Raw genomic sequence first — 22,076 nt, forward strand, 5'->3', positions numbered from 1 at the left:
GCAAAGGCTCCGTTTCGGGGCCTTTGCTGTTTCAGTACTCTGGAAAAACCAGGCGTTATAACCCAACTTATCTCTTTCACGTTACCCGGAGTCGCGGCCATGAATTATCCCACAGAAACCATTGCAGCCATCGCCACTGCACCCGGCCAGGCCGGCGTTGGCATAGTGCGGGTTTCTGGCCCTCAGGCGACTGCTATTGCCCATAGCCTGCTGGGTTACGCGCCCAAGCCACGAAATGCCCACTACGGCCCGTTTAAGGACCGCCAGGGCGAACTGATCGACGAAGGTATTGGGCTGTTTTTCCCAAACCCCCACTCGTTCACCGGCGAAGACGTGTTCGAACTCCAGGGCCATGGCGGAACCGTGATTCTGGACCTGCTGCTACGGGAGGTATGTGCTCTGGGCGCAAGACTGGCGAGGCCTGGAGAATTCTCCGAGCGGGCCTTTCTTAATGACAAGCTCGACCTGGCCCAGGCAGAAGCCATTGCTGATCTGATTGAAAGCAGCTCGGAACAGGCTGCCAGATGCGCGGTGCGCTCTATGCAAGGCGTGTTCTCGCGGCGCATTGAAACGCTGGTGGAAGCTGTTACCCACCTGCGCATTTATGTGGAAGCCGCTATCGACTTTCCAGAAGAAGAAATCGATTTTCTAGCCGATGGCAAAGTCGCCACCGATCTTCAGAGTCTGCGAGACCAGCTTCGGGGCATCATGCTGGAAGCCCAGCAAGGCACTATTTTGCGGGATGGCATGAAAGTGGTGATTGCCGGCAGGCCCAACGCCGGTAAATCCAGTCTGTTAAACGCTCTTGCTGGCCGTGAGGCGGCTATTGTGACCGCCGTTGAAGGCACTACCCGCGACGTTTTGCGGGAACACATTCACATTGACGGCATGCCGTTGCACATTATTGATACCGCCGGCCTGCGCGATAGCCCAGACGAAGTCGAACAGATTGGCATTGCTCGCGCCTGGGATGAAATCCGCCAAGCCGACCGCATACTGCTCATGGTGGATGCCACCACCACTGATAAAACCAGCCCCCATGAAATCTGGCCAGACTTTATTGATAAGCTGCCAGCCGCCGCACCGATTACGGTCATCCGCAATAAGGTGGATTTATCGGGTGAAAGTGTTGGTTTGTCTGAATTATCACCGCAGCAGGCCCCGGTGGTGCGCTTGGCGGCCAAGTCCAGCGCGGGTTTGGACACACTGAGGGAGCATCTTAAGCAATGTATGGGCTTCGCCAGCACCACTGAGGGCGGTTTCCTGGCTCGTCGCCGCCATTTGGAAGCCTTGGAGCGCGCTGCGGACTTTCTGGTTCAGGGCCAGGCTCAACTGGAAGGCTACGGCGCCGGTGAACTGCTGGCGGAAGATCTTCGCGCAGCGCAGGATGCATTGGGAGAAATCACCGGACAGATAACGCCGGATGAGCTTTTGGGTAAGATTTTTGGCTCGTTTTGTATTGGAAAGTAATATATAAATCGAAAATTACCTTTCAGTAAGCTGCTTTCAGATGCGTTATTAGCCAGATAAAGTAATGGCCCAAGCACCATCGCCACTGGATAGATTCAGAAATTCGGCTAAAGTCTGGTGTAAATCTGATTTTTTTAGGGAAGCGAGCGCTTATGGATACCAGCAAACACACCCTTTCCACCCTTTTTCAGCAGTTGGGCCTGGCAGCCGACGATGCCAGCATGGAACAGTTTGTACGCCAGCATTCCCCACTGCCACCTGAAGTTGTGCTGGCAGACGCAGATTTCTGGAGCCTGGGCCAGTCTCAGTTTTTACGGGAAGGTCTGGAAGACGACAGTGACTGGGCCGAAGCCATTGATGAGCTCAACGCTCTGTTACGACACTGATTTTTCGGATCGACTGTTTCGGTAGTAAGCTTTTTACGAATAGCTACACTGTAGCCGGGTGCTCACAAAATTCTTATTGCTAAACGTGAGGACGAATTCATGACTGAACGTTATCGAGATTTTCATTTACAACTGCTAGCAGGAGAGTGGCGCGAAGGCTGCGGCGAAGAATCGCGCCCTGTTCAAAACCCATACTCTGGCGAGACTCTGACTACAATTCGCTCTGCCACTTCCGCCGATCTGGATGCGGCTTATCAAAAGGCCGCAGAGGCACAGATAGCATGGGCAGACACGCCGCCGGCGGAGCGGTCAGCACTGATGCTAGGGGTTTTGTCGATCTTCGACGAGCGCAAAGACGAAATCATTGACTGGCTAATTTACGAGTCTGGTAGCACGCGCTTAAAAGCCAATATTGAGTGGGGCAGCGCCCGCGCCATTACCCAGGAAGCCGCCAGTATGCCGGCCCGCGCTCACGGCGCGACCATGGCCAGCAACATTCCGGGTAAAGATAACCTGGTGTTTCGCCGGCCACTGGGTGTAGTGGGTGTAATCAGCCCCTGGAACTTCCCGCTGCATTTGTCGCAGCGTTCCGTGGCACCGGCGTTGGCTTTGGGTAACGCGGTGGTGATCAAGCCCGCTAGCGATACACCCATCACTGGCGGCTTATTGCTGGCCCACATCTTCGCCGAGGCCGGCTTACCTGCGGGTTTGCTTAGCGTGGTGGTTGGCCCGGGTTCTGAAATTGGTGATGATTTTGTTGCCCACCCCATACCCGCTCTGATTTCCTTCACCGGCTCCACCCCTGTGGGCAAGAACATCGGCAAACTAGCCACGGGCGGTTCTTACCTGAAAAAAGTGGCTCTGGAACTGGGCGGCAACAGCCCGTTTGTGGTGTTGGAAGATGCAGACGTCGGGCAGGCTGTAAAAGCAGCGATTTTTGGCAAGTTTTTGCACCAAGGCCAGATCTGCATGGCCATTAACCGGATTATTGTGGACCAGCGGGTGTATGACCGTTTTGTGGAAGAATTCGTGGCCCATGCCGGGGCGTTGAACGTGGGTGACCCATCGGCCATGGACACCGCTATTGGTCCCGTCATTAACAAATCTCAGCTTGAAGGGTTACAGCAAAAAATTGCCAAAGCCAAAGAGCAGGGCGCCAAGGTGCTCCTCGAGGGTGACATTCACGGGCAGATGGTACCGCCACACGTGTTTGGCGATGTAACCCCTGATATGGAAATCAGCCGCGAGGAAATTTTCGGCCCCTTGATTGGTATTCAGAAAGCCAGGAACGAAGAGCACGCCCTGGAACTGGCTAACAACACGGAGTTCGGCCTGTCCAGCGCGGTATTCTGTGGCGATTTGTACCGGGGCCTGCAATTTGCCCGCAAGGTCAGGGCCGGCATGACCCACGTCAACGATATGCCCGTAAACGACGAAGCGCACACGCCTTTTGGTGGCGATAAAAACTCGGGACTGGGCCGCTTTAATGGCGATTGGGCCATTGATGAGTTCACCAGCGTGCAATGGGTGAGCGTGCAGCGAGAACCAAGGCAGTATCCGTTCTGATTCCGTTTATTGGCAACAAACCTTGAATTTCCTGCCGCTGCCACAGGGGCAAGGTTCATTACGACCGGGTTTCAGAACGCCTTCATGGAGCTTACCCTGCAGGTAATACCAGCGGCCATCTTCCCGCACAAACTGGGAGTGTTCCTGTAAATAGCCCCAACCCGAGTGTAGGCGGTAAATGGCCTGAAAATGTACTTGGCCCGTGTCGCCGGTTTGGCTGCTGTTTAGAATGCGCAGAGCCGTCCAGTCTGTTGTATCGTCCAGATTCAGCGTTGGAGGGCGGGTGCTTGGGTGCCAGCTTGCACGCATATAGTCGCCAAGCTTGAGCGAAAACCCACTAAAACGTGAGCGCATCAAGGCTTCAGGCGTGGGGGCAGGAGTGCCCTGGTGGTAGCGCTGACAGCATTCGGCGTAGGTGTTCTGGCCGTCACAGGGGCAGTGTGGAATAGTAGGCGAATCAGTCATTTTGATGGCGTGTTTACCAGAGTGATTAGGCTACAAAGTACAAAGAGTATAACAGCCCGTTAAACACAAGCGCGTTAACCAATGTATTCAGCGATTAAAGGACCCATTTACAGCATGTTTATACTCATAAAGCGTTTTTCCGCACTTACCCGCGTAACCGGCCTGTTGTGTCTGCTGCTGCTATTCAGCGGCTGCAGCTCCGTGTATTACAGCGCCATGGAACAAATAGGCGTAGAAAAACGCGATATTCTGGTGGATAGGGTTGGGGAAGCCCGTGATGCCCAAAGCGACGCCCGTGAAACCTTCCGCTCATCACTGGAGCGGTTCCAGAGCGTGGTAGACACGCCTAATACCAGCTTGCAGAAAAAATACGACGCAATCAGCGACGCTTATAACAACAGCGAGAACGCAGCAAAACGTGTTCGCGACCGCATTGACTCGGTAGAGAACGTATCGGTCGCATTGTTTGATGAGTGGGAAGACGAGCTGAAGCTGTATAAGAGTGCGGCTTTGCGCGAGAACAGCGAGCGGCAGCTGGATGAAACCCGCGAACGTTACAGCAGCCTGATGAGCAGTATGCGTCAGGTCGAAAAACGAATGAACCCGGTGCTGCAAGCATTTGAAGATCAGGTATTGTTCCTGAAACACAATTTGAATGCCCAGGCGATTGGCGCTCTGGAAGGCGAGCTAGGGCAGATTCGCCAGAATGTAGACAGCCTGATTCGCGATATGGAAGCGTCCATTGCTGAATCTGAGGCGTTTATAAAACAGTTTCGCTAAGGCGCCCGTTAATCGGGAGCAATGCGCGGTGCGGCTGAGTTCAGCCTGCGCCGGGCAAGAAGCCAGAAACGGCACTTGGATGATTGATAAAAGTGTGACCCATTTTGTGCCGTCAGCCGCGGTAATATTTCAGCGCTGTGAAGTCCTGGTGTAAACTTGCGGCCCAACCCTCTTTAAGCCGCCTGTTACCCGCAAACGACAGGACGACAAAAATAAGGATATAGCGCCATGAGTGATACCCCCCAAGACCCTCGCCGCCGTTTCTCCGCTCCGGTTGTGGACGGTGTAGCTAAATCCGCCAGCCGCTCTATGCTGAGGGCCGTCGGTTTTAACGACGAGGATTTTAGCAAACCGCAGATCGGCATTGCCTCCACCTGGAGCATGGTTACCCCGTGTAACAGCCACATTAACGAGCTGGCTGACATTGCTTGTAAGGGTGCGGACCAGGCCGGTGGCAAAGGCGTTATTTTCAACACCATTACGATCTCTGATGGCATCGCCAACGGCACCGAAGGCATGAAGTATTCCCTGGTGTCGCGGGAAGTGATCGCGGACTCCATTGAAACCGTGGCCGGCTGTGAAGGTTTTGACGGCCTGGTAGCCATTGGCGGCTGTGACAAAAACATGCCCGGCTGCATCATGGGCCTGGCGCGGCTTAACCGGCCCAGCGTGTTTGTTTACGGCGGTACTATTTTGCCCGGCGAAGGCCACACCGACATTATTTCCGTGTTTGAAGCCGTGGGTGCCCATGCCAAGGGCGAACTGTCGCTGATTGAAGTGAAGCAGATTGAAGAAACCGCCATTCCCGGCCCCGGTTCCTGTGGCGGTATGTACACCGCCAACACCATGGCCTCGGCCATTGAAGCGCTGGGCATGAGCCTGCCCGGCAGTTCGGCGCAGAATGCGGTGTCGAATGACAAAAAAGCCGACTGCGAAGCCGCCGGCGCCGCGGTTATGAATCTGTTGGATCGGGATATCAAACCCTCCGACATCATGACCCAACCCGCCTTTGAAAACGCCATCACTGTGATCATCACCCTGGGCGGTTCCACCAACGCCGTACTGCACCTGATTGGCATGGCCAACACGGTCGGCGTAGAGCTAACCCTGGATGACTTCACCCGCATTGGTAAAAAAGTGCCATTGCTGGCAGACCTGCGCCCTAGCGGCCACTACATGATGAGCGAATTGGTGGCCATTGGCGGCATTCAGCCACTGATGAAAATGTTGCTAGACGCCGGCATGCTGCACGGCGATTGTATGACCGTAACCGGCAAAACTTTGGCTGAAAACCTCGCCATGGTAGAGCCTTACGCCGACGGCCAGAAAATCATTATGCCTCTGGACCAGCCCATCAAAGCGGAAAGTCACCTGCGCATTCTGTTTGGTAATCTGGCGCCGGAAGGCTCTGTGGCAAAAATCACCGGTAAGGAAGGCACCCACTTTAAAGGTCGGGCGCGGGTGTTTGGTTCGGAAGAAGAAGCCCAGGCGCGAATTCTGGATGGCACCGTGGTGGCTGGCGACGTGCTGGTCATCCGTTACGAAGGCCCCCGTGGCGGCCCTGGAATGCGCGAAATGCTGTCACCCACCTCGGCGATTATGGGCCGTGGGTTGGGCAACGATGTGGCTTTGATAACCGACGGTCGCTTCTCCGGCGGTAGCCACGGCTTCGTAGTGGGCCACGTTACCCCGGAAGCGTTTGATGGCGGCCCTATTGCCTTGGTTCAGGACGGCGACGAAATCGTGATTGATGCGGTGGCCGACAGTATTGAACTGAGCGTTAATGAAGACGAACTGCAGCGCCGCCGCGAAGCCTGGCAGCGTCCGCAACCGCGTTACACCCGCGGTGTGCTGGCCAAGTACGCGCGCACCGTGAGTTCAGCGTCCACCGGTGCGGTCACCGACCTTCCCGAGCCCTGAGGGATAAGCCCGGCGCCGTTACCGCAGACAGCGGTAAGGCGCCGAGTTTAAATTGTCGACATCTTCACTCTGCAAATTAATGGGTAGTTAACGAAAAAGCGGCTTTAAACGACATCAGTCAAGCTCTTTGCAACCGCTTTGCGCTCTAATAGAGCCTACCTTAAATTACCGAAACTCAAGAACACGTTCAGGTGCCTAACAATGTCACTCTCAATGTCACTCTCCCTAGCTGTGGCTGCCCGGCGCTGGCCGGTATTCCTTCTCAGTGTATTTTTTGCCCTATTTGCGTTTAGTAGTTCTGCTTTGGCTGCACCGGCCGAGAGCATGGACCTGACCAACCATCCGGTAGGCTACATCGCCATTCTGCTGTTTGTGATTGCCTATATTTTCGTCATGATGGAAGAAAAGCTGCATCTGCGAAAATCCAAGCCGGTGTTGATAGCCGCGGGTTTAATCTGGTTTTCGATAGCCGCGGTTTACGTTGCCAATGGTGATACCGAAAGCACTGCGGTGGCACTACGCCACAACTTGCTGGAATTTTCCGAGCTAATGCTGTTTTTGTTGGTCGCGATGACCTACATAAACGCTATGGAAGAGCGCCAGCTGTTTGATGCCTTGCGGGCCTGGTTGGTGAGCAAAGGTTTCAGTTACCGGAGCCTGTTCTGGATTACCGGCGTGTTGGCATTTTGTATATCGCCGGTGGCCGACAACCTTACCACCGCGTTGCTGATGTGCGCGGTATTGCTAAAAGTGGGCGAAAACAGCCCGAAATTTATCAGTCTGGGCTGTATTAACATCGTTGTTGCGGCCAACGCCGGTGGTGCATTTTCGCCGTTTGGCGACATCACCACGCTGATGGTGTGGCAAAAAGGTGTGGTTAATTTCGCCGAGTTTTTTGACTTATTTATACCAGCGCTTGTCAGTTTCACGGTGCCGGCGATTATCATGAGTTTCTTCATTCCCAATGACATGCCAAACCCGGCAACGGAAGCGGTTATTATGAAACGCGGTGCTCGCCGCTGCGTTGCCCTGTTTCTATTGACCATTATCACCGCTGTTTGCGGCAGCAACTTCCTGCACTTGCCGCCAGTGGTGGGCATGATGATGGGTCTAGGATACCTTCAGATATTTGGCTATTACCTGGGTCGGACGTTCAAACAACACGTGGAAAACGAACGCAAACGGGCCGAAGTGCACCAAGATTTCCGCCTGCTGAACCGCCTGGACAAGGCGTTGCCGTTTAACGTGTTTAACCCGATTGCCCGTGCTGAATGGGACACCCTGTTGTTCTTCTACGGTGTGGTTTTGGCGGTGGGTGGTCTTGGTTATATCGGTTACCTGAGCGAAATTTCCACCATTATTTACACCGGCTGGAACCACACCCTGGCGAACGCTGCGGTGGGTATTTTATCGGCGGTGGTTGATAACATACCGGTGATGTTCGCGGTGCTGTCGATGAATCCTGACATGTCCCATGGCCAGTGGCTGCTGGTTACCCTGACAGCGGGTGTGGGCGGTTCCATGCTGTCTATTGGCTCTGCCGCTGGTGTCGCACTCATGGGCCAGGCCCGCGGCCACTACACCTTTATGAGTCACCTGCGTTGGACGCCGGCTATTGCCCTGGGCTACGTATTGGCCATATTGTCCCACCTTTGGCTTAACGCCGGTCTGTTCTGAAACTCTGGCGCCCACCGAAATCTGATCGGAACCTCAGGCGCCAGCGTAGTCTCCCCAACCAAGCGCTATTCTTGCGGCGGTCGCTATATTGCTGCCGCCGCACCACGCCATAGTCTCAGGGAGAGTAAAAATGATGCAAATTTTGAGTTTCAGCCGTGTGTGGGGCTGGAATAGACTGTGGATACTGCTACCGTTCTTTTTGCTCAGCGGTTGCGCCGGCCCATCGTTGGATGATTATAAAGATCGCTCACCGGCGCTGGTGCCCGACCAATTCTTTACTGGCAACCTGTCTGCACGCGGTGTGGTCAAAGACTGGTCTGGCGCTGTTATTCGTACCTTTGACGCGGACATAAAGGCATCATGGACCGAGCAGGGCGTGGGCACGTTAGACGAGGTGTTCCGTTTTGACGATGGCGAAGTACAAACCCGGGTATGGACCTTAACGCCAGACGGCGAGAGTTATCGCGCCACCGCCGGTGACGTTACCGAAGCCGGTACCATGCGCTGGTCGGGTAATGCCATACACATGAATTATATGCTTGAGGTGGCCTACGGTGATGGCACCCTTGAGGTACGGATGGACGACTGGATGTACCTGGTAACGCCGGATACATTGATTAATCAAACCACCATGAGTAAGTGGGGGATTGATGTGGGCGAAATCGTTCTGGTTATTCAAAAACAACCCTGACCGCCAGTGCAGCGTGAATGACTGCGAGCGGATTGATAAGACACAGGCTGAACACTTATGAAGCAATGGCTGATTGCGGCGGTGCTACTGGTGGCTGCTCTTGCGGCAGCGTGGCTGGTGCAGTATTACAACAGTAATGCTGATGCGGGTGCATCGAGTGCTCGCGAGCGGGCGCCCACATCGGTGGCCGTGGCCTTTCCGGAACGCACCACCGTGAGTGACCGGGTAAAAGCAGTGGGCAATCTGCAGGCCGAAGACTCCATTGCCTTGACCACGGAACTTAGCGGCCGGGTGGTGCAACTGAACCTTGAGCCCGGGCAGCGGGTGGCCAAAGGCGATTTGCTGTTACGCCTGGACGACCGCCAGGCTCAGGCCGATCTGCAGGTTACCGAAGCACGCCTGGAGGACGCCAAACGCCAATACGATCGCGCCCGCAAGCTTAGCACCAATAGCAACATCGCCATTGCCCAGATGGACGAGCTGCGCACCGCCGCCGACGTGCTTCAGGCACAGCGCGTTGCGGCCAAAGTCAATTTGGAAAACCATAGAATTACTGCACCGTTTGCCGGCGTTACTGGCCTCAGTGATATCAGCCTGGGCGCTTACGTCACCGCAGGCACCCGCCTTGCGACACTCGACAGTACCCGCCGTATGGAATTGAACTTTTCAGTGCCGGAACGTTACCTGGGCCAGCTTAAAGCGGGCCTAACGGTGCAGGGCGAGTCTCCGGCCTACCCGGGGCAGGCATTTGGCGGTGAGCTGGTGGCGCTGGATTCGCGGGTGAGTGAGCTCAATCGTTCCCTGGCGGTGCGCGCGCTGATTGACAACGCCGATGGTCGCCTGCGCCCGGGCCAGTTCATGTCGGCCAGCCTGACTCTGCAGCAGCGTCGGGCTTTGGTGATTCCTGAACAAGCGGTGATTGTGCGCGGTGATAACAGCTACGTGTTCGTGGCTGAAGATGGCATTGCCCGGCGCCTGACTGTCAGCCTGGGCGCACGTATGCCGGGCCAGGTAGAAGTGATTGAGGGCCTGGAGGAGGGCGCCGAGGTTATCGTAACGGGTCAGGATCGTTTGAGTAGTGGCGAACGGGTGTCGCCAAACCCTGACGCGCAGCTGCCTGCTAACCGCTTTATTTCCGGCGCAGGCGCAGACAACGGCGGGGAGTCTTAAGCCATGGTGCTGTCTGATGTGTCGATCAAACGACCGGTGTTTGCCACGGTATTAAGCCTGTTGATTGTGGTGTTCGGCCTGACCGCGTTAATGGGGTTACCGGTGCGCGAATACCCGGATATCGACCCGCCGGTGGTGTCCATCAGCACCGATTACACCGGCGCCGCCGCCGAAGTGGTGGATACTCAGATTACCGAATTGATTGAAGGCGCCATCAGCGGTATCGAAGGCATACGCTCTATTGAATCGTCCACCGAGCAGGGCGAATCCCGCACCAGCATTGAATTCAACACTAGCCGCGATATCGACATTGCCGCCAACGACGTGCGCGATGCGGTATCGCGCATCAGCAACCAGCTGCCGGAAGAAGCCGACGCGCCGGTGGTAAGTAAAGCCGATTCCGACGCCCGCCCAATGATGTGGATCACCCTGCGCAGTGACGTGTGGGACAGCGCAGAATTGAGCGATTACGCCGACCGTGTTCTGGCAGACCGCTTCTCGGTGTTGGATGGTGTGGCGGATGTGCGTGTTGGTGGCGAACGGCGCTACGCTATACGTGTATGGCTAGACCGGGAAAAGCTGGCCGCGCGGGACGTTACCGTCGCCGAGGTAGAACAGGCGTTGCGGGCCAATAACGTGGAACTGCCTGCCGGTTCGATAGAATCGTCTACCCGCAACTTTACAGTGCGCGCCGAGGGCCGACTGACCACCGTTGATGAGTTCCGCAATCTGGTGGTGCGCCGCTCCGGCAACGATCTGCTGCGTCTGGGTGAAGTGGCCAATGTGCAAATGGGCGTTGAAAATGACTCCGGTACCCTGCGTGCTAGCGGTCAGACATCCATAGGCCTGGGCATTATTCGCCAGTCAAAAGCCAACACAGTGGCGGTGTCGGACGCAGTACAGGCGGAGCTGGCGCAGATTCGCGAATCTCTGCCGCCAGAAGTGTCGATTGCTGAAAGCTACGACGAATCGGTGTTTATTCGCGCATCGATCAAAGAGGTTATAACAACCCTGGCCATTTCTGTGGCCTTGGTCATTCTGGTCATCTTTCTGTTTTTGCGCTCCTGGCGTGCCACCCTGATCCCGGCGGTGACCATTCCAGTGGCGGTGATTGGTGCTTTCATCGGCCTCGGTTTTCTTGGTTTTTCGGTGAACGTGCTGACGTTGCTGGCAGTAATACTGGCCATTGGCCTGGTGGTGGATGACGCCATTGTGATGCTGGAAAACATTCAGCGCCGCATTGATGACGGTGAGGCGCCGCTGCTAGCGGCCTATCACGGTGCGCGCCAGGTGGCGTTTGCGGTGATTGCCACCACCGTTACCCTGGTGGCAGTGTTTGTGCCCATTTCCTTTATGGGTGGCAACGTGGGCCGGCTGTTTGCCGAATTCGGTTTTACCTTGGCCGCAGCGGTGGTGTTTTCCAGTTTCGTGGCGCTCACCTTGGCGCCCATGCTGTGTTCAAAATGGCTGCGTCCTAGCCCCAAGGCCGGGCAGACCAAGGGCTTTTGGGCGATCATTGAGAAAAGTCTCGATGGCCTTGCCCGTGGTTATCGCCGCGCTCTGGAGTTTGCCCTGCGCCAGCCGGGTTTGTGGTTGGGGTTAGGGTTGGTGGGGCTGGTGGCCGCCGGTGCTATATACCCCCAGTTGCCACAAGAGCTGTCGCCAACCGAAGACCGCGGCACCATCATCATGCCGGTCAGTGCCCCCCGCGGCTCCACCGTAGAGTTCACCGATCACTATGTACGCCAGGCCGAAGCGCAGCTGTTGCCTTATCTGGAAGACGGCGTAGCCAGCCGGATGCTGTCTATCGTGGGCTTTCGCGGTGAGGAAGACCGCGGGTTTATGATCATGGGCCTGGTGCCCTGGAACGAGCGCGACATCAGGCAGCAGGATGTAACGAATGAGATCCGCCAGAAAATGAGCCGGATTTCGGGGGCGCGGGTTATTCCCATCAACCCACCGGGCTTGGGCCAGCGCGGTTTCAGCCAGCCGGTGGAATTTGTGGTGGCGGGGCCGGATTACGAATCGGTGCAAGCCTGGAGTGAGGAACTGGTCGAACGGGCGAAACAGAACCCCAACCTTCTCAGTCTTGAAACCGATTTTGAACTGACTCGACCGGAATTGCGGGTAAACGTAGACCGCGAGCGCGCCGCCGACCTGGACATTACCGTGCAGGATGTGGGTTTAACCCTGCAAACCATGCTGGCTTCGCGCCAGGTGACCACCTACGTTGACCGTGGCCGCGAATACGACGTGATTTTGCAGGCCGCAGACGCTGACCGTGCCACGCCGGAAGACCTGGGCCAGATTTTCCTGCGCCCGCGGGAAGGCGGGCAGATGGTGCCTTTGCAGGCTTTGGTGAGCTGGGAAGAAATCGGCGCCAATCCGGATTTGCGCCGCATCGACCGGCTGCCAGCGGTGGTGATCAGTGGCTCCCTGGCTGACGGTTATGACCTGGCCTCGGCGCTGGATTACCTGAACACCCTGGCGATGGACACTCTGCCACCGGAAGCGCGGCTGAGCTATCGCGGGTTGTCACGGGAGTTTCAGGAATCTTCATCGGCTATTTTTATCACCTTTGGCTTGGCGTTTTTGATTGTATTTCTGGTGTTGGCTGCGCAGTTTGAAAGCTGGATTCACCCGCTGATTATCATGCTGTCGGTGCCGTTGTCGATTACCGGTGCACTTATGGCCCTGTGGTGGACTGGTATCAGCCTGAATATTTACAGTCAGATTGGCATTATTATGTTGCTGGGGTTGATGGCGAAAAACGGCATTTTGATTGTCGAATTTGCCAATCAACTGCGGGATCAGGGCTATTCGGTACGCGACGCCATTGTGGAAGGCTCAGTGTTGCGTTTCCGCCCGGTGCTGATGACCACCATCTCTACGGTGTTTGGTGCTATTCCTCTGGTACTGGCCACCGGTGCCGGCGCCGAAAGCCGTGCCGCCATTGGTGTGGTCATACTGGGCGGGCTGGTGTTCGCCACCAGCATGACGCTGTTCATTGTGCCGGTTCTGTACAATCTGCTGGCGCGCTTTGCCAGCTCTGCTAACACCGTTGAGCGAAAGTTGGAAGCGCTCAGTGAGCAGTCCTGACACCAGTACTAATAGCAGCTCGAGCCAGTTTCAGCTACTGCGCCAGCGGCGATTTTTGCCGTTTTACCTGACTCAGTTCAGCGGCGCTTTTAACGACAACCTGTACAAAAACGCGCTCTTGCTGCTGATCACCTTCACCACAGCAGGCTGGGCCGGCCTGCCGGTGGACCTGGTGGTTAATTTGGCTGCGTTTTTGTTCATTGTGCCCTATTTTCTGTTTTCTGGGCTGGCTGGCCAGTTGGCTGACCGTCACGAAAAAGCCCGCATTATTCGCTGGGTGAAAGCCGCAGAAATCGTCATCATGACCTTGGCGGCGTCAGCGTTGTGGCAAGGTTGGTACGGCGTATTGCTGTGTCTACTGTTCCTGATGGGCACCCAGTCCGCTTTTTTTGGCCCGGTCAAATATTCCATTTTGCCCCAGGTGCTGGAGCCCAGCGAGCTGGTGGGTGGTAATGGTCTGGTGAGTGGCGGCACATTCGTGGCCATACTGCTGGGCACCATTGCCGCCGGCGTACTGGCCAGTTTGCCCCTGGCAACTCCGCTGATAGCCTTTGCCGTGGTCATCATGGCGCTATTGGGTTACTTGAGCGCGCGCCAAATACCCGCGACAGCCGCGCCGGAACTATCAAACTCAATGAGCCCCATGCGCTGGCAGCCCCTGCGGGAAAGTTGGCGTCTGATGACGGTGGCCGCCGAACAGCGGCCGGTGTTGCTGGCAATACTGGCCATCTCCTGGTTCTGGTTTTTGGGCGCAGCCTATCTAACCCAGTTCCCCAATTTTGCCCGGCTGCATCTGCAGGGCGATGAAACCGTTGTTACCTTGTTGCTGTCACTGTTTATTGTCGGAATTGCCAGTGGTTCGGTGTTGTGTGAGCGGCTAACCCACCACAGTGTCAGCCTGACGCCCGTGCCCTGGGGCGCCTTGGGTTTAACCTTACCGGGTATCGATCTGTTTTTCGCACTGCCGGCCAGCGCCGTGCCAACCACTTGGTGGTTGTTACTGAGCCAGCCTGAATACTGGAGGCTGCTGGTCGATCTGGTGTTGATTGGCACCGCCGGCGGGCTCTTTATTGTGCCTTTGTACGCTTATATTCAGAGTGCCACCGAGGCCCACAAACGCGCCCGCATTATCGCTGCGCTGAACGTCATCAATTCGTTGTTTATGCTGGTCAGTGCGCTGGCGGGTATGTTGCTGCTGGGAATTGCCGGTTTGAGTATTCCATTGTTTCTGTTGATCTTGTCTGTGGTGAATTTGCTTGTGCTGCCGCTGGTGTTACGGATTCGCCGCTACAAAGGGCAAAAATCAATCGTCATACCTGTGGATAAATAAGTGAACAAGCTGCGGGCGACAATTGAATTTATTTTTTTAAAGGCATATAAAACAAGTCGTTATGTTGTTAATAAGGGCAGTTAATGCATGCGCCGATCTGTGGATAACTTTATCGTGACGGACTTGAATAAGGTCTGACAAGCGGTTGAAATCTAGCCAGTTTCACGGCCATTTCTGAGGCCGTTGAGGAATTTTGTTAAGGCTTGCCTTAACTGGTTAAAATTTGCACATCCCGACTGCAATTTAGCAGCCGAAGCGTTATACTCCCCGCCCTGTTTTTACTCGATTCTGTTCCCGTTGTTTGAGGTGATTTGTGGATTTTCCGACCCGTTTCGATGTCATTGTTATTGGTGGTGGCCATGCCGGCACCGAAGCCGCGTTGGCAGCGGCGCGCATGGGCTCACACACCCTGTTGCTGACCCACAACATTGAGACCCTGGGGCAGATGTCCTGCAACCCGGCCATTGGTGGTATCGGTAAAAGCCATCTGGTAAAAGAAATTGACGCGTTAGGCGGAGCCATGGCCCGTGCCACCGACAGGGCCGGCATCCAGTTTCGCGTGTTGAATGGCCGCAAGGGCCCCGCCGTGCGCGCTACCCGCGCCCAGACCGACCGCATTCTGTACAAGGCTGCCATTCGCGAAATACTGGAAAACCAACCCAATTTGACTCTGTTCCAGCAGTCCGCCGATGATCTGATTGTGGAGAACGAGCGGGTAACCGGCGTAGTCACCCAGACCGGCATCCGTTTCCTGGGAAAAACAGTGGTGCTGACCACCGGTACTTTTCTGGGCGGCATCATACACATTGGCATGAAGAATCACGCCGGTGGCCGTGCTGGCGATGCTCCGGCCAATGCGTTGGCCGAGCGCCTGCGGGAGTTACCGTTTAACGTTGGCCGGTTGAAAACCGGCACGCCGCCGCGCATTGACGCCCGCAGCGTAGACTTTTCAGTGATGCAGCAACAGTGGGGCGATGACCCATCGCCAGTTATGTCGTTTATGGGTTCCCGCGCTGAACACCCACGGCAAGTTTGCTGTTATATCACCCGTACCACCGAAGAAACCCACGACATTATTCGCAGCGGCTTTGACCGCTCACCGATGTTCACCGGCAAAATTGACGGTGTTGGCCCACGCTACTGCCCGTCTTTAGAAGACAAGGTAAGCCGGTTTGCCGACAAGAGCTCGCACCAGATTTTCGTCGAGCCTGAAGGCCTGACCACGCACGAGCTTTATCCCAACGGCATTTCCACCAGCTTGCCGTTTGATATCCAGGTTAGGGCAGTGCAGTCAATTCCGGGTTTTGAAAAGGCCCACATCATGCGCCCGGGCTACGCCATCGAATACGATTATCTGAACCCGCAGGATTTACGCCACACCCTGGAAACCAAGTTCATTCAGGGTCTGTATTTCGCCGGCCAGATTAACGGTACTACCGGTTACGAAGAAGCGGCAGCCCAAGGCTTGCTTGCGGGCATTAACGCAGCACGTCAGGCGCAGGAAAAAGACGCCTGGTATCCGCGCCGTGATGAGGCCTACATTGGTGTACTGGTGGATGACTTGATCACCATGGGTACCTCCGAGCCTTACCGCATGTTCACCAGCCGCGCCGAATACCGACTTATTTTGCGCGAAGACAACGCTGACCTGCGCCTGACCGACAGCGGCCGCGAACTGGGCCTGGTAGACGACGAGCGATGGAGTAAATTCAACACCAAGCGCGATGCCATAGGCACCGAACGCAGTCGTCTGGAAGGCACGCGTGTGCACCCGAACACCGCTGCGGGTGAGCGCGCCAATCAGTATCTGAAGCAGCCCCTGGGCCGCGACCACACGTTGGCCGAGCTGCTGCGGCGCCCGGAAATCGTGTACGCTCACATTGCCGATATCGCGGAATATCGGGCCGATGACGCCGTAGTGGCTGACCAGGTTGAAATCGAGATTAAGTACGAAGGCTATATTTCGCGCCAGGCCGATGAGATTGAGCGCCTGCGCAAAAATGAGAACACCGCGCTGCCAGTTGATCTGGATTATGGCATAATTGGCGGATTATCCAACGAAATCAAGCAGAAGCTAGGAACCGTGCGACCTGAAACCGTCGCCCAAGCCTCCCGAGTTCAAGGCGTTACACCGGCCGCCATAAGCCAAATTTTGGTGCATATGAAAAAGCGCGACTTGTTGCGCAAGCAGAGCGCGTAAATGGCACAAAATTCGGTATGGCAGCGTCAGCTTGACGAAGGCTTGGCACAAATGGAACTCAAGTTCGACGCTGGCCAACAGCGACAGTTGCTGGCATTTCTGGCGTTGCTGGCAAAATGGAATAAGGCCTTTAACCTGACTGCCGTGCGTGACGAGCGCGAGATGGTGTCGCGACAACTGCTGGACAGTCTTAGCATCCTGCCGTTTGTGACCACCCACCACTTACTGGATGCTGGTGCTGGTGGCGGTTTGCCGGGAATTCCGCTGGCCATTGCTTTGCCAGGCACACACTTTACTCTGCTGGACAGTAACGGTAAGAAAACCCGCTTCCTTAAGCAGTGTGTGCTGGAGTTGGGATTGCGCAACCTGGACGTTATTCACAGTCGCGCCGAGGCGTACCAGCCCCGTGAGCTGTTTACCCAGATCAGCAGCCGTGCGTTTACCGCGCTGGACAACCAAGTGAGCTGGTGCGACTACTTGCTGGCAGGTAACGGTGAGTTTATTGCCATGAAAGGCCAGTATCCCGATGATGAAGTGGCTGCCCTTGGCCGTGGCTGGCAGGTAAACTCTAGTCATAGGCTGGCAGTGCCTGGCGTAGAGGGTGAACGTAACCTGCTGATTATTCGCCGTAACGGACACCCACACTGAGGAATCCAGCAGCGCTGATCCTCTGACAGACAACCCATTCAGACACAGGAGGCAAGCGATGGCGCGCGTGATTGCGGTGACCAATCAGAAAGGCGGTGTGGGTAAAACCACCACCTGCGTCAACCTTGCCGCCTCTCTGGCAGCGACCAAACGCCGGGTGCTGCTGGTAGACATGGACCCTCAGGGCAATGCCACCATGGGCAGTGGCATTGATAAAAACGCTTTGCAACTCTCTGGTTATGATTTGCTCACCAAGCGTGCCAGCGCCAGTGAGATCATCATTTATAACGAAATAGGCGGCTACGACATCATGCCGGGTAACGGTGATTTGACCGCAGCTGAAGTGGAGCTGATGGCGGAAATCGGCCGCGAGCATCGTCTGCGTCAAGCCCTGAACCCGCTTCGTGACAACTACGATTACGTGTTGATTGATTGCCCCCCATCGCTGAACCTGCTGACGGTGAACGCGCTGTCGTTCGCCGATTCCATTCTGATTCCGATGCAATGTGAGTATTACGCGTTGGAAGGCCTGGCAGCGCTAATGAACACGGTGCAGCAGATTCAGGAAACGGTAAATCCTAATCTGCAGGTTGAGGGTATTCTGCGTACCATGTACGACCCCCGCAGCAGTTTGACGCGGGATGTGTCTGGCCAGCTCACCGAATTTTTTGGCGATAAAGTGTACCGCGTTGTCATTCCCCGTAACGTGCGCCTGGCCGAAGCACCCAGCCACGGCATGCCCGCCTTGAAGTACGACAAAGCCTCGAAAGGCGCTATTGCCTATCTGGCTCTGGCGGGTGAAATGGTTCGCCGGCACGGAGCAAAGAAAGCATCTGACGCGGTTGCGGTGTAAGATGCCGCCAACGCAAAACGCAATCTGATGGACATTAACGGAAACACTGGCTGACACCATGGCGGCGAAAAAACGAGGACTTGGGGAGCGCGGGCTAGAAGCCCTATTAGCGAATTCCCGCGTAAATCTGGAGCAGACACCGGCCAGCCAAGACGGCGAGCTGCGGGATATTGCTTTGGATTTGATTCAGCGTGGCCGCTATCAGCCACGCCGTGACATGGACCCGGCAGCCCTGCAAGAGCTGGCAGATTCCATTCGCCAACAAGGCGTGATGCAGCCCGTTGTGGTACGCCCTCTGGCCGCTGAACGCTTTGAGCTGATCGCTGGTGAGCGCCGCTGGCGCGCCGCCCAGATGGCTGGCCTGGAGTCAATACCGGCTATTATCCGGGACGTATCAGACGAAGCGGCCATCGCTATGGCCCTGATCGAGAACATTCAGCGCGAAAACCTGAACCCCATCGAAGAAGCGTTTGCCTTGCAACGCTTACAGGACGAGTTCGGGCTGACTCAGGCTCAAGTGGCCGAAGCGGTCGGCAAGTCACGTACCACCATCACCAACTTGCTGCGCCTGATTGGCTTGACTGAAGATGTGCGGCTGATGCTGGAACACGGCGATCTGGAAATGGGCCATGGCCGCGCCATGCTGACTCTGGCGCCAGAGCAGCAAATGCAGGTGGCTCGGCAGGTTGTGGCGCGTTCATTGTCGGTGCGCCAAACCGAAGCTCTGGTGCGCCAGTTGCAGCAAGAGAAAGCCGATAGCGGCAAAGTGGCCAAGCCCAGGGTGGATCCAAATATTCGGGCTTTGCAGGACGATCTGGCCGAGCGTCTGGGCGCACGGGTGGCGATTAATCACGGTCAGCGTGGCAAGGGGAAGCTGGTTATCGAATACAGCTCATTGGACGAATTAGACGGAATTTTAGGCCATATCAAGTAGATTGAAAATAAAAAAAAGCTTTGGCTAAATGGCTAAGAAACACCAGATGTCGTGACTTTTTCCAGAAACAGCCACACATTGTGTGATAAATGCGGGTTTCCGATGGTGCTCCGATGAATTTTTAGCCAGATTTCGCTCAGAGTCTGGTTGAACAACAACTGCTAAAATCATATACTTTTGCGCGTTTGGGATAATGGCAGTGATATGAAATCTCGGCAATCTCGAATCACCTATGTTCCATTAGCTCGTTGGCTGGCCATAGAGTTTACAGGTCTGATTATAATCAGCCTATTGTGGTCACTACACAGCGTTTTGGCCGGTTATTCTGCCTTCATCGGCGGTCTTATTTTCATAGTGCCAAATGCCTGGTTTGTTCATCGGGTGTATCGTTATCAGGGCGCCCGTCACGCGCGCCTAATGGTGGGGAATTTGTTCCGGGCGGAATCCACCAAAATCGCCCTTACCGCTGTTTCTTTTGCGGCTATTTTCACTTTAATGGAGCCGGTATACGTGCCGGCTTTATTATTAACTTTTGCTGTGATGGTTGTAGCGGGCGGCGCATTGCGCTGGCTGATACGGCCGCAACCACGGCGATGACTGGACGAGAGCAGAATGGCTGATACCCCAGTAGAGTATATTAAGCACCACCTACAGAATCTGACTTACGGTAAGCTTGAACCGCAGGATGGTGCCATTGAATATATGCGTGCAGACGGCACCGCACTTACCGACGCCACTTGGACCTTTGCACGTACGGCGCAAGAAGCCTCCGACATGGGTTTCATCGCTGTCCATGTAGACACCATGGGCTGGTCTATTGCCATGGGCGTGTTGTTCCTGGGTCTGTTCCGCTTTGTCGCTAGCCGCGCAACGACGGGCGTGCCGGGTGGTCTGCAGAATCTGGTTGAAGCCACCGTTGAGTTTATAGAAGGTCTGGTTCGCGACGGCTTCCACGCCCGCAACCCGATAATTGCTCCACTTGCGATGACGATTTTCGTGTGGATTCTGCTGATGAACGCGCTCAAGCTGATCCCGGTTGACTACATTCCGATGTTGGCCCAGTTTATGGGTCTCGAATACTTCAAAATTGTGCCGACGACGGATCCCAACGCCACCTTTGGTATATCCATTGGCGTGTTCATACTGATCATCTTCTACAGCTTGAAGGTCAAAGGTATAACGGGCTTCGCCAAAGAACTGGGCATGACGCCGTTCAATCACTGGGCGCTGATTCCGGTGAACCTGGTACTGGAAATCCTGGTATTGATTGTGAAGCCCATCAGTCTGGCGTTACGTTTGTTCGGTAACATGTATGCTGGTGACATTGTATTTATTCTGATTGCGCTGCTGCCATTTTGGGCGCAGTGGACACTGAGCGTGCCCTGGGCCATTTTCCATATATTGGTTGTTCCGCTGCAGGCGTTTATTTTCACGATGTTGACCATAGTTTATCTTGCATCAGCACACGAAGATCACTGATTTACCCGTTAAAAAGCAAACCCTTAACTATCTTAAAAACTGAGGAGTTCTCAATGGAAATGGTATTTATTGCAGCAGCGATTATCATCGGTATGGGCGCACTGGCCACCGGTATCGGCTTTGGTATTCTGGGCGGAAAATTGCTTGAAGCTACAGCTCGTCAGCCAGAAATGGCTAACCAACTGCAAGTTAAAACCTTCATCATGGCTGGTCTGCTGGACGCCGTTCCAATGATCGGTGTTGGTATCGCGATGTACCTGATCTTCGTTGTTGCTGGCTAAACACAGCCTGAAGATGCGGGCGTTGTTCTGAGTTTCAGAGCTAAGCGCCCGGTTTTTTGGTTACTAGCATGCAACGAATAGCAAGAGGTATATTGCCGTGAATATAAACCTTACGTTAATAGGGCAATCGATTGCCTTCGCTATTTTCGTCTGGTTCTGCGTGAAGTATGTATGGCCGCCGATTACGGCAGCCATGGCAGCGCGCCAGAAGAAGATTGCTGATGGTCTTTCTGCTGCTGACCGGGCTTCGCTGGATCTTGAGCTTGCTCAGGAAAAAGCAGCCCAGCAAATGCATCAAGCCAAAGAAGAAGCCGCTGTTCTTATCGACCAGGCCAATAAGCGCGCCGCCCAGATTGTGGAAGCATCCAAAGGTGATGCTCGCAAAGAGGGTGAAAAGCTGATTGAGCAAGCCCGGGCGGAAATTCAACAGGAGCGTGTTCAGACTCGTGATGCACTGAGGGCAGAAGTGGCAACACTCGCCATTGCCGGTGCCGAGAAAATTCTGGAAACGTCTGTCGATGCTAAAGCGCACAGCGAAATGCTGAACAAGCTGGCCGCACAACTCTAAGCGAGGGACCCATGGCAGAACCGATAACGTTAGCCCGGCCCTACGCGAAAGCCGTTTTTGAAGCCGCTAAAGAACATGACGCCGTCGATTCCTGGGATCAGGCGCTGGCGTTCGTGGGCATTTTGGCGGCCAACAAAGCTGTGAAGAACATTCTGGCCAATCCTGGCCTGTCTGAGCAACGCAAGGCAGAGCTGTTTTTCGAAACCGCTGAAGAACAGATGCCTGAAGCACTCAGAAACTTCCTGTTGATTCTTGCTGAAAACAAGCGCTTGGCGCTACTGCCGGAAATTTCGACCATGTTTGCTTTTTACCGCGCAGAACTTGAGCGCACGGTGACTATGAAGGTAAGCACGGCGTACGAAATGACACCCGAAGAGCAGCAACATTTGGCAGAAGCATTGTCTAGAAAGCTGGAGCGTAAAGTCGCCTTGGAAACCGCTGTTGATCGCTCATTGATTGGCGGTGTGGTGGTAAATTCTGGCGATTTGGTTATTGACGCTTCAGTCCGTGGCAAGCTGGCAAAAATGGCTAAAGCACTGGGCTCCTGATTTCAGCAAAA

20 protein-coding genes are annotated in these 22,076 nt (G+C 55.2%); 19 read left to right on the plus strand and 1 reads right to left on the minus strand.

Translation table 11 applies throughout. The annotated features are described in order from the left end of the window. Window positions 1-99: 99 nt before the first annotated feature. The 3 genes from mnmE to ATI45_RS15115 all read left to right on the plus strand — a co-directional run bounded on the left by mnmE (window position 100) and on the right by ATI45_RS15115 (window position 3,422). A complete protein-coding gene (gene mnmE, locus ATI45_RS15105) occupies window positions 100-1,470 on the plus strand; it encodes a tRNA uridine-5-carboxymethylaminomethyl(34) synthesis GTPase MnmE (protein ID WP_098420412.1) in 1,371 nt (456 codons plus the stop codon). A 152-nt stretch (window positions 1,471-1,622) separates the two neighbouring features. Further along, complete coding sequence (locus ATI45_RS15110; RefSeq protein WP_098420414.1) at window positions 1,623-1,856, plus strand: DUF2789 domain-containing protein; 234 nt, start codon at window positions 1,623-1,625, stop codon at window positions 1,854-1,856. Window positions 1,857-1,955: 99 nt separating this feature from the next. Further along, entirely contained in the window at window positions 1,956-3,422 is a 1,467-nt protein-coding gene (locus ATI45_RS15115; RefSeq protein WP_098420416.1) for an aldehyde dehydrogenase family protein, read from the plus strand. Window positions 3,423-3,428: 6 nt separating this feature from the next. Here ATI45_RS15115 and ATI45_RS15120 read toward each other — a convergent pair whose 3' ends face one another. Next, window positions 3,429-3,887 (minus strand): YchJ family protein, encoded by a 459-nt coding sequence (locus tag ATI45_RS15120; RefSeq protein WP_228706055.1) that lies wholly within the window; start codon window positions 3,885-3,887, stop codon window positions 3,429-3,431. A gap of 114 nt (window positions 3,888-4,001) precedes the next feature. Here ATI45_RS15120 and ATI45_RS15125 point away from each other — a divergent pair, with 114 nt between their 5' ends. From ATI45_RS15125 to ATI45_RS15200, 16 genes are all read left to right on the plus strand, one after another. After that, a complete protein-coding gene (locus ATI45_RS15125) occupies window positions 4,002-4,667 on the plus strand; it encodes a DUF2959 domain-containing protein (protein ID WP_098421780.1) in 666 nt (221 codons plus the stop codon). A gap of 228 nt (window positions 4,668-4,895) precedes the next feature. Then, window positions 4,896-6,587, plus strand: a complete 1,692-nt coding sequence (ilvD, locus tag ATI45_RS15130) for a dihydroxy-acid dehydratase (RefSeq protein WP_098420419.1) — start codon at window positions 4,896-4,898, stop codon at window positions 6,585-6,587. 201 nt (window positions 6,588-6,788) lie between these two features. After that, the gene (gene nhaD / locus ATI45_RS15135; RefSeq protein ID WP_228706056.1) at window positions 6,789-8,264 is read left to right on the plus strand and encodes a sodium:proton antiporter NhaD; all 1,476 of its coding nucleotides are present in this window, start codon (window positions 6,789-6,791) and stop codon (window positions 8,262-8,264) included. 130 nt (window positions 8,265-8,394) lie between these two features. After that, complete coding sequence (locus ATI45_RS15140) at window positions 8,395-8,955, plus strand: DUF3833 domain-containing protein (protein ID WP_098420424.1); 561 nt, start codon at window positions 8,395-8,397, stop codon at window positions 8,953-8,955. Window positions 8,956-9,012: 57 nt separating this feature from the next. After that, on the plus strand, window positions 9,013-10,125 hold the full coding sequence (locus ATI45_RS15145; RefSeq protein WP_098420426.1) for an efflux RND transporter periplasmic adaptor subunit: 1,113 nt from the start codon (window positions 9,013-9,015) through the stop codon (window positions 10,123-10,125). Window positions 10,126-10,128: 3 nt separating this feature from the next. Further along, complete coding sequence (locus tag ATI45_RS15150) at window positions 10,129-13,224, plus strand: efflux RND transporter permease subunit (protein WP_098420428.1); 3,096 nt, start codon at window positions 10,129-10,131, stop codon at window positions 13,222-13,224. After that, the gene (locus tag ATI45_RS15155; RefSeq protein ID WP_098420430.1) at window positions 13,211-14,554 is read left to right on the plus strand and encodes an MFS transporter; all 1,344 of its coding nucleotides are present in this window, start codon (window positions 13,211-13,213) and stop codon (window positions 14,552-14,554) included. The genes ATI45_RS15150 and ATI45_RS15155 overlap by 14 nt, the downstream gene beginning before the upstream one ends. Window positions 14,555-14,867: 313 nt before the next feature. After that, complete coding sequence (gene mnmG / locus ATI45_RS15160; protein WP_098420432.1) at window positions 14,868-16,754, plus strand: tRNA uridine-5-carboxymethylaminomethyl(34) synthesis enzyme MnmG; 1,887 nt, start codon at window positions 14,868-14,870, stop codon at window positions 16,752-16,754. Continuing rightward, a complete protein-coding gene (gene rsmG / locus ATI45_RS15165) occupies window positions 16,755-17,402 on the plus strand; it encodes a 16S rRNA (guanine(527)-N(7))-methyltransferase RsmG (protein WP_098420434.1) in 648 nt (215 codons plus the stop codon). 58 nt (window positions 17,403-17,460) lie between these two features. Then, window positions 17,461-18,255 (plus strand): ParA family protein, encoded by a 795-nt coding sequence (locus ATI45_RS15170; protein ID WP_098420436.1) that lies wholly within the window; start codon window positions 17,461-17,463, stop codon window positions 18,253-18,255. Window positions 18,256-18,313: 58 nt separating this feature from the next. After that, window positions 18,314-19,189 carry a ParB/RepB/Spo0J family partition protein gene (locus ATI45_RS15175; RefSeq protein ID WP_098420438.1) on the plus strand — a complete coding sequence of 292 codons (876 nt, stop codon included), beginning with the start codon at window positions 18,314-18,316 and terminating at the stop codon, window positions 19,187-19,189. Between the two features lie 204 nt (window positions 19,190-19,393). Continuing rightward, window positions 19,394-19,786 carry an ATP synthase subunit I gene (locus ATI45_RS15180; RefSeq protein WP_098420440.1) on the plus strand — a complete coding sequence of 131 codons (393 nt, stop codon included), beginning with the start codon at window positions 19,394-19,396 and terminating at the stop codon, window positions 19,784-19,786. Window positions 19,787-19,801: 15 nt separating this feature from the next. After that, window positions 19,802-20,668, plus strand: coding sequence for a F0F1 ATP synthase subunit A (atpB, locus tag ATI45_RS15185; protein ID WP_098420442.1), 867 nt, complete (start codon window positions 19,802-19,804; stop codon window positions 20,666-20,668). Between the two features lie 53 nt (window positions 20,669-20,721). Beyond that, window positions 20,722-20,949 carry a F0F1 ATP synthase subunit C gene (gene atpE, locus ATI45_RS15190; RefSeq protein ID WP_014873137.1) on the plus strand — a complete coding sequence of 76 codons (228 nt, stop codon included), beginning with the start codon at window positions 20,722-20,724 and terminating at the stop codon, window positions 20,947-20,949. Between the two features lie 97 nt (window positions 20,950-21,046). After that, window positions 21,047-21,517, plus strand: coding sequence for a F0F1 ATP synthase subunit B (locus ATI45_RS15195; RefSeq protein WP_098420444.1), 471 nt, complete (start codon window positions 21,047-21,049; stop codon window positions 21,515-21,517). 11 nt (window positions 21,518-21,528) lie between these two features. Continuing rightward, window positions 21,529-22,065, plus strand: coding sequence for a F0F1 ATP synthase subunit delta (locus ATI45_RS15200; protein ID WP_098420446.1), 537 nt, complete (start codon window positions 21,529-21,531; stop codon window positions 22,063-22,065). Window positions 22,066-22,076: the final 11 nt, after the last annotated feature.

Source organism: Marinobacter sp. LV10MA510-1, assembly GCF_002563885.1.
Taxonomy (GTDB): domain Bacteria; phylum Pseudomonadota; class Gammaproteobacteria; order Pseudomonadales; family Oleiphilaceae; genus Marinobacter.